Genomic DNA, 8,276 nt, shown 5'->3' on the forward strand with positions numbered 1-8,276 from the left:
ACAAGCTGGACGACATCATCGCCTCGGGCACGCTGCGCTGCGCGGTGGTGCTGGACTTTCCGCCGATGGGGATGCGCGACGCGCAGAACAACCCGATCGGCTTTGACGTCGATTACTGCAACGACCTTGCCGCCGCGCTGGGCGTGACGGCCGAGATCGTGGAAACCCCCTTCCCGGAACGCATCCCCGCGCTGATGGCGGGCCGGGTGGACGTGGGCGTGGCCTCGACCTCGGACACGCTGGAACGGGCCAAGACCGTCGGCATGTCGATCCCCTACTACGCCTTTGAAAACGCCGTCGTCGCCCGCGAGGGCGTCGAGATGGCCTCGTGGGAGGACATGAAGGGCAGGACCGTCGGCGCCACCGCCGGGACCTATGAGGCGATCTGGCTGGAAGGCAAGATCAACGAATGGGGCGAAGGCACCTTCCGCCCCTACCAGACTCAGGCCGACGTTTTCCTGGCGCTCAGCCAGGGTCAGTTGGACGCCACCGTTTCGACCGTTGAGGTCGCCAACGCCAATGTCGCATCCGGCAACTTCCCCGGCATCCGCGTCGTGGACAAGGCGCCGATGGTGCCGGACTATGTCTCGCTCTTCACGATGCGGCAGGAATACGGCCTCATCAACTACCTCAATCTGTTCATCAACCAGCAGGTCCGCACCGGCCGCTACGCCGAGCTTTACACCAAATGGGTGGGCGAGGGCGAACCCGCGAACCTCTCGATCCCCGGCGTCTACCGCTGACGACCAACGCGCGGCGCAGGCTTTGCGCCGCGCCCTTTCCTCGGCAGGGTCAGGCGCGATGTTCGGTTACACATTCCAGTGGAAGCAGGCCCTCGCGCGCCTGCCGCAGATGCTGGACGGCGCGGTTGTCACCATGCAGATCGCCGTCCTGTCGATGCTGATCGGCATCGTGCTGGCGATCCTGCTGACGACCTTCCGGCTGTCGGGCAGCCGCGTCCTGGGGGGCATCGCCACCACTTGGGTCGAGGTCGCGCGCAACACGCCCGCCCTGTTCCAGATCTACATGGCGCATTTCGGTCTGGGCAGCTTCGGCATCCACCTCAGTCCCTACCTGTCGCTGCTGGTGGGCATCACCTTCAACAACGCGGGCTACCTGGCGGAAAACTTCCGCGGCGCGCTGAAGGCCATCCCGGACACGCAGACGCGCGCGGGCCGGTCGCTGGGGATGACCGCGCTGCAGTCCTTCCGCCATATTGTCATGCCGCAGATGCTGCGGATCGCCTTTCTGCCGATGACGAACCAGATGGTCTGGGCGGTGCTGATGACCTCGCTGGGCGTGACCGTGGGGATGAACACCGACCTCTTCGGGGTGACGCAGGCGCTGAATGCCTTGACCTTCCGCACCTTCGAGCTGTTCGCCATCGCGGCCGTCATCTTCTATCTCATCGTCAAGGTGATCCAGACGGCCGCGCGGCTGATCGCCTGGCGCCTGTTCCGGTATTGAGGCGCGGATGTTCGACACGGCCCTGACCACCGCCGACCTTCTGTTCCTTGCCCGAGGGGCGGGCGTCACCATCATCGTCACCCTGATCTCGGTGGCGCTGGGCACCATTCTGGGGATCGCCTTCGGGGTGATCCGTTATCAGGTGGGACCGTGGTGGGCGGCGCCCTTGACCTTCGTGCTGGACGTCTTTCGCTCGGTCCCGCTGCTGATCCAGCTTGTGCTGGCCAATGCCTTCCTGGGGGTCGTGCTCAAGCTGCGCATGTCGGGCTTCACCGTCGCCTGCGGGGTGCTGACCATGTACACCGCCGCCTATTGCGCGGAAATCGTGCGCGGCGGGATCGAGGCCGTGCCCATGACCACCCGCCGCGCGGCGCGGTCCCTGGGCCTGACCTGGCGACAGGACATGACCAGCATCGTGGCGCCGCTGGCCACCCGCGTGGCGCTGCCCTCCTGGATCGGGCTGGCACTGGGGGTCATGAAGGATTCGGCGCTGGTCTATATCGTGCAGGTGACAGAACTGCTGCGCTCGACGCAGATCCTCATCACCCGCCTGCAGGAGCCGCTGTTCCTGCTGATGATCTGCGGCGCCTTCTATTTCGTCATCAGCTTCCCGCTGGCGCGGCTCGGCGGCTATCTCGAAAGGCGCTGGTCCAATGATTGAGATCGAGAACGTCCGCAAATCCTTCGGCGCGCTCGAGGTGCTGAAGGGCATCGACCTGACCGTGAACAAGGGCGAGGTGCTGACGGTGATCGGCGGCTCGGGGTCCGGCAAATCGACCCTGCTGACCTGCATCAACGGGCTTGAACCCATCAACGCGGGCCGCATCCTCGTTGACGGAACCGAGGTTCACGCGAAATCCACCGACCTCAACAAGCTGCGCCAGAAGATCGGCATCGTCTTCCAGCAGTTCAACGCCTTCCCCCACCTGACGGTGCTCGAAAACGTGACGCTCGCCCCCCGCAAGGTGCTGGGGATGCGCCGCGACGAGGCCGAGGCGATCGCGGTAAAGCAACTGACCCATGTGGGCCTTGGCGACAAGCTCAAGGTCTATCCCACACGGATGTCGGGCGGTCAGCAGCAGCGCATGGCGATCGCCCGCGCACTGGCGATGTCGCCCAGCTACATGCTGTTCGACGAGGTGACCTCGGCCCTCGACCCCATGCTGGTGGGCGAGGTGCTGGACACGCTGCGGATGCTGGCCTCGGAAGGGATGACGATGATCTGCGTCACGCATGAGATGAAGTTCGCACGCGAGGTGTCCGACCGCGTGGCCTTCTTCCACCAGGGCGTGATGGCCGAGATCGCGCCGCCTACGGAGTTGTTTGGTTCCCCGAAAAGCCCTGATCTGCAGAAGTTCCTGGCGGCGACCCACTGACATGAGCGCGGAACTGATCGTCATCGGGGCCGGGGTCGTCGGCCTGTCCATCGCCGCCGCCGCCCAGGCCCGCGGCCTCAACGTCACCGTGATCGACCGCGAGGGGCCAGCGGCTGGCGCCTCCGCCGGGAACGCGGGCGCTTTCGCCTTCACCGACATCCTGCCCCTGGCGTCCCCCGGCATCCTGCGCAAAGCGCCGCGCTGGCTGATGGACCCGCTCGGGCCTCTGACGGTGCCGCCGCGCTATGCCTTGCAGATCAGCCCCTGGATGCTGCGTTTCGGGCGTGCCTGTGCCCCCGACCGGGTGGCGCGGTCCATCGTCGCCCAGACGGCGCTGATGGACCTGTCCAAGGCGGAACTGGACGGCTTCCTTTCCCTGACCGGCACCACCCCGATGCTGCGGCGCGAGGGCAACCTGCAGGTCTATGAATCGCAGGCCGAGCTGGACGCGAGCCTTCCCGGCTGGGACGCCCGCGCCCGCCACGGGATCGAGTTCCGCCACATGGACGCGGACGAGATGGCGCAGGTCCAGCCCGGCCTGTCGCCGCGTTTCACCCACGGCACCTTCACGCCCGGCTGGTATTCCATCGCCGACCCCAAGCTTTACACGCTGGCGCTGGCCGATCATGTCCGCGCCCGCGGCGGCATCATCGAGACCGCCGAGATTGCCGCCCTGCGCCCGACCGAAACCGGCGTGGACCTCCGCGCCGCGGACGGCCGCAGCTTCGCCGCCACCCAAGTGGTCGTCGCGGCGGGCGCCTTCTCGCATCGCCTCGCCCGCACCTTGGGCGAGCGCATCCCGCTGGAAACCGAGCGCGGCTACAACACAACGCTGCCCCCGGACGCCTTCGACCTGAAAACGCAGGTGACCTTCGGTGGCCACGGCTTCGTGGTGACGCGGCTGTCAACCGGCATCCGAGTCGGCGGCGCGGTGGAAATGGGCGGGCTGAACCTGCCCCCGAACTTCCGCCGGTCGGAAGCGATGCTGAAGAAGGCCAAGACCTTCCTTCCGGCGCTGAAAACCGAGAACGGCGTGCAATGGATGGGCTTCCGCCCCTCGCTGCCCGACAGCCTGCCCGCCATCGGCCGGGCGCGGGCGACGCCCCGCGTCACCTATGCCTTCGGCCACGGCCACCTGGGCCTGACGCAATCCGCCGGCACCGCGCGGCTGGTCGCGGACCTGCTGACCGGCCGGACCCCGCCCGTCGACCTCGCGGGTTTCTCGCCGCAACGCTTCAAGAGGCTGCCATGACGACCCACACCTTCTCCTGCATCGACGGGCATACCTGCGGCAACCCGGTGCGGCTGGTTTCCGGCGGCGGCCCGCGGCTGGAGGGCGCGACGATGCTGGAACGCCGCGCCCATTTCCTGCGCGACTTCGACTGGATCCGCACCGGCTTGATGTTCGAGCCGCGCGGCCATGACATGATGTCGGGGTCCATCCTCTATCCGCCCACGCGCCCGGATTGCGACGTAGCGGTGCTGTTCATCGAGACCTCGGGCTGCCTGCCCATGTGCGGCCACGGGCTGATCGGCACGATCACCATGGGGATCGAGAATGGCCTGATCCAGCCGCGCGAGCCGGGGAAGCTGTCCATCGACGCCCCCGCCGGCCGCGTGGACGTGACCTACCGGCAGGAGGGCCGCTTCGTTGAGGAGGTCCGCCTGACCAACGTCCCCGGCTTCCTCTACGCCGAGGGCCTGACGGCCGAGGTCGAGGGCCTGGGCGAGATCGTCGTGGACGTGGCCTATGGCGGCAACTTCTACGCCATCGTCGAGCCACAGAAGAACTTCCGCGACATGGCCGACCACACGGCCGGAGAGCTGATCGGCTGGTCGCCCAAGCTGCGGGCCGCGCTGAACGCGAAATACGACTTCGTCCACCCCGAGCATGCCGCGATCAACGGGCTGTCGCATATCCTCTGGACCGGCCAGCCGACGGTGGAAGGCGCCCACGCCCGCAACGCCGTCTTCTACGGCGACAAGGCCATCGACCGCAGCCCCTGCGGCACCGGCACCTCGGCCCGCATGGCGCAGTTGGCCGCCCAGGGAAAGCTGAAGGTCGGGGACGAGTTCTGGCACGAATCCATCATCGGCTCGATCTTCAAGGGCCGCGTCGAGGCCGCCGCCCGCGTGGGCGACCGCGACGCGATCATCCCCTCGGTCGCGGGCTGGGCGCGGATGACCGGCTACAACACCATCTTCATCGACGAGCGCGACCCCTTCGCGCACGGCTTCGTGGTGAAATGACCGCCCGACGCATCCTGGCCGGACTGGCGGAGGGGCCGGTGCTGGCGATGACCGAGGGCCTCAGCTTCTGGGGCGGCGTCGATCCCCAGACGGCGCGGGTCATCGACGCCCATCACCCGGCCCATGGGGCGGGGCTGGCGGGCGCGGTGGTGATGATGCCGACGAGCCGCGGATCCTGCTCCGGCTCGGGCGTGATGCTGGACCTGATGCTGAACGGCCGCGCGCCTGCGGCGCTGGTGTTCTCGGAACCGGAGGACATCCTGACCCTCGGCGCGCTGATCGGCGCCGAGATGTTCAGCCGCGCCGTCCCGGTGCTGCGCGTGTCGGCGGAGGACTTCGCCCACTTGTCCGTCCAGCCGAGCCTGCGGATCGGGGCGGATGCGATTACGGGCGAAGGCATCTCGGTGCCTATCAAGGACGCCCCCGCCTCCACGCTGGCCCTGACCGCCGAGGACCAGACAATCCTGAACGGCCGCGACGGAGAGGCGGCGGCGCTGGCCATGCGGATCGTCTGCGCCATGGCCCGCCAGCAGGGGGCCGAGCGCCTGACCGGCATCACCCGCGGGCACATGGACGGCACGCTGCTGGCCCATCCCGCGAACCTGATCTTTGCCGAGAAGATGGCCGAACTCGGGGCGAAGGTCCGGGTGCCCACGACGATCAACGCCATCTCGGTGGACCGCGAGAACTGGCCGGGGCAGGGCGTCGATCCCGATTTCGGCGCCCGCGCCTCAAGGCTCGCCGACGCCTATGTGCAGATGGGCTGCCGCCCCAGCTTCACCTGCGCGCCCTATCTGCTGACCGACCGTCCCCAAGCGGGAGAGGACATCGCCTGGGCCGAATCCAATGCCGTCGTCTTCGCCAACACGGTCCTTGGCGCGCGGACGCCGAAGCATCCCGATTACCTCGACCTCTGCATGGCCGTAACGGGCCGCGCGCCCCTGGCCGGCGTCTATCTTGAGGAAGCCCGCCGCCCCGCGCTGGTGCTGGACGTCGAGGCCCCGGAGGGCGCGGACGATTCCTTCTGGCCGCTCCTCGGCTATGTCGCGGGCCATGCGGCGGGGGGCGCGATACCGCTGCTGCGCGGACTCGCGGGGCTGAACCCCACGACGGACGACCTCAAGGCGATGTGCGCGGCCTTTGGCACCACCTCGGGCGCGCCCATGCTGCATGTCGAAGGCGTCACGCCCGAGGCGCATCTGCCCCCGCTGGCCCATGCCACGCAGGGCTGCATCACCCGCGCGGACCTGTCGCGCGCTTGGGCCGAACTGAACCAGGGTCCCGAAGCCGTGGACCTGGTCGCCATCGGCAGCCCCCATGCCTCGGCCCCCGAGTGCCGGGCGCTTGCGGACCTACTGAACGGCCCCGTCTCCATTCCCCTGATCGTCACCGCCGGCCGCGCGATCATCGCGGAACTCGACCGCGACGGCACGCTCAAGCGGCTGAAGGGCAACGGCGTGCAGGTCTTCCCCGACCTTTGTTGGTGTTCCATCACAGAACCCGTCTTCCCGCCGCAGGCACAGGCCGTGATGACGAACTCGGGCAAATACGCCCATTACGGTCCCGGCCTTTCCGGCCGCGCCCTGCGCTTCGGCAGCCTGGCCGACTGCGCCCGCGCCGCGCGGACCGGGAACGCCGCCGCGATCCCCCCTTGGCTGACCTGAGAGGCCCGATGCGTAGTTCGAAGACCATCCATGTCATCTCCGCCCATGCCGAGGGCGAGGTCGGCGACGTGATCGTGGGCGGCGTCGCGCCGCCCCCCGGCGAGACGCTGTGGGAACAGTCCCGTTGGATCGCCCGCGACAACACCCTGCGGAACTTTGTCCTCAATGAACCGCGCGGCGGCGTCTTCCGCCACGTGAACCTGCTGGTCCCGCCGAAGAACCCCGAAGCCGACGCCGCCTTCATCATCATGGAGCCGGAGGACACGCCGCCCATGTCCGGCTCGAACTCGATCTGCGTGTCCACGGTGCTGCTGGACGCGGGCATCCTGCCGATGACGGAACCGGAAACGCGGATCACGCTGGAAGCCCCCGGCGGCCTCGTCCGCGTCCGCGCCGAGTGCAAGGGCGGCAAGGCCGAGCGCATCTTCGTCGAGAACCTGCCCAGCTTCGCGGGCAGGCTGGACGCCGCGCTTGAGGTCGAGGGCATCGGCACCCTCAAGGTCGATACCGCCTATGGCGGCGACAGCTTCGTCATCGTGGACGCCGCCGCGATGGGCTTCGGCCTGACCCCTGACGAGGCGCATGACATCGCCCGCCTCGGCGTCCGCATCACCGCCGCCGCCGACGAACAGCTTGGCTTCCACCACCCGACCAACCCCGACTGGCGGCATTTCTCATTCTGCCTGTTTGCCGGACCCGTGAGCCGCGAGGGCCATGAACTGCGCGCGGGCGCCGCTGTGGCGATCCGCCCCGGCAAGGTGGACCGCTCGCCCACCGGCACGGCGCTGTCGGCCCGGATGGCCGTGCTGCACGCGCGGGGCCAGATGAGCGAGAATGATCGGCTGACCGCCGTCTCGCTGATCGGCTCGACGTTTGCGGGCCGAATCCTCGGCACGACCACCGTAGGCGATCTGCCGGCGATCCGCCCCGAGATCTCGGGGCGCGGCTGGATTACCGGCATCCACCAGCACATGCTTGACCCCTCGGACCCCTGGCCCGAGGGTTACAGGCTGACCGACACCTGGGGCGCCCGTTAAGCCCTGCCATAGAAGGAGCGCATGATGGCCCAACCGATCACCCTCAGTCCCGAGGCCCTGGCCGAACGGGTCACGCGCATCTTCGCGGCTGGCGGCCTGTCGCAGTTGCAGGCGGAAACACTGGCCGGCGTCATCGTCGCGGGCGAGCGTGACGCCTGCAAATCCCACGGCATCTACCGGATCGAGGGCTGCCTGCGCACCGTCGCTGCCGGCAAGGTCCAGCCGCAGGCCGAGCCGGAACTGCAGGACGACGGCTCGCCCATCGTGCGCGTCGATGCGAAGGGCGCCTTTTCCACCGCCGCCTTTGCCATCGGCCTGCCCGTGCTGGTCGCGCGGGCGCGGCAGCATGGACTGGCGGCGCTGGTCGTGAACTCCTGCACCCATATCTCGGCGCTCTGGCCCGAGATCGAGGCGATCACCGCCGAGGGCCTCGCGGCGATGGCGATGTGCCCCAGCTATTCGACCGTGGCCCCGGCGGGCGG

9 protein-coding genes are annotated in these 8,276 nt (G+C 68.4%); all 9 read left to right on the top strand.

What is annotated here, in order from left to right; all coding sequences use genetic code 11:
• The coding region (locus Q4F04_RS13710) for a transporter substrate-binding domain-containing protein (RefSeq protein ID WP_303370367.1) at nt 1-743 on the top strand (743 nt) is incomplete at its 5' end.
• Nucleotides 744-801: 58 nt separating this feature from the next.
• Complete coding sequence (locus Q4F04_RS13715; RefSeq protein WP_303370368.1) at nt 802-1,467, top strand: amino acid ABC transporter permease; 666 nt, start codon at nt 802-804, stop codon at nt 1,465-1,467.
• A 7-nt stretch (nt 1,468-1,474) separates the two neighbouring features.
• Nucleotides 1,475-2,128, top strand: coding sequence for an amino acid ABC transporter permease (locus tag Q4F04_RS13720; RefSeq protein ID WP_303370369.1), 654 nt, complete (start codon nt 1,475-1,477; stop codon nt 2,126-2,128).
• Nucleotides 2,121-2,843, top strand: coding sequence for an amino acid ABC transporter ATP-binding protein (locus Q4F04_RS13725; RefSeq protein ID WP_303370370.1), 723 nt, complete (start codon nt 2,121-2,123; stop codon nt 2,841-2,843). Before Q4F04_RS13720 ends, Q4F04_RS13725 begins: the two co-directional genes overlap by 8 nt.
• A gap of 1 nt (nt 2,844) precedes the next feature.
• On the top strand, nt 2,845-4,095 hold the full coding sequence (locus Q4F04_RS13730; RefSeq protein WP_303370371.1) for an FAD-binding oxidoreductase: 1,251 nt from the start codon (nt 2,845-2,847) through the stop codon (nt 4,093-4,095).
• Nucleotides 4,092-5,093 carry a 4-hydroxyproline epimerase gene (locus tag Q4F04_RS13735; protein WP_303370372.1) on the top strand — a complete coding sequence of 334 codons (1,002 nt, stop codon included), beginning with the start codon at nt 4,092-4,094 and terminating at the stop codon, nt 5,091-5,093. Before Q4F04_RS13730 ends, Q4F04_RS13735 begins: the two co-directional genes overlap by 4 nt.
• A complete protein-coding gene (locus Q4F04_RS13740) occupies nt 5,090-6,757 on the top strand; it encodes an aconitase family protein (protein WP_303370373.1) in 1,668 nt (555 codons plus the stop codon). The genes Q4F04_RS13735 and Q4F04_RS13740 overlap by 4 nt, the downstream gene beginning before the upstream one ends.
• 8 nt (nt 6,758-6,765) lie before the next feature.
• Complete coding sequence (locus tag Q4F04_RS13745) at nt 6,766-7,794, top strand: proline racemase family protein (protein WP_303370374.1); 1,029 nt, start codon at nt 6,766-6,768, stop codon at nt 7,792-7,794.
• Between the two features lie 24 nt (nt 7,795-7,818).
• On the top strand, nt 7,819-8,276 hold a 458-nt coding region (locus tag Q4F04_RS13750; protein ID WP_303370375.1), incomplete at its 3' end, for an Ldh family oxidoreductase.

Origin of the sequence: Paracoccus sp. (in: a-proteobacteria), from assembly GCF_030536915.1 — a bacterium.
Taxonomy (GTDB): Bacteria; Pseudomonadota; Alphaproteobacteria; order Rhodobacterales; family Rhodobacteraceae; genus Paracoccus.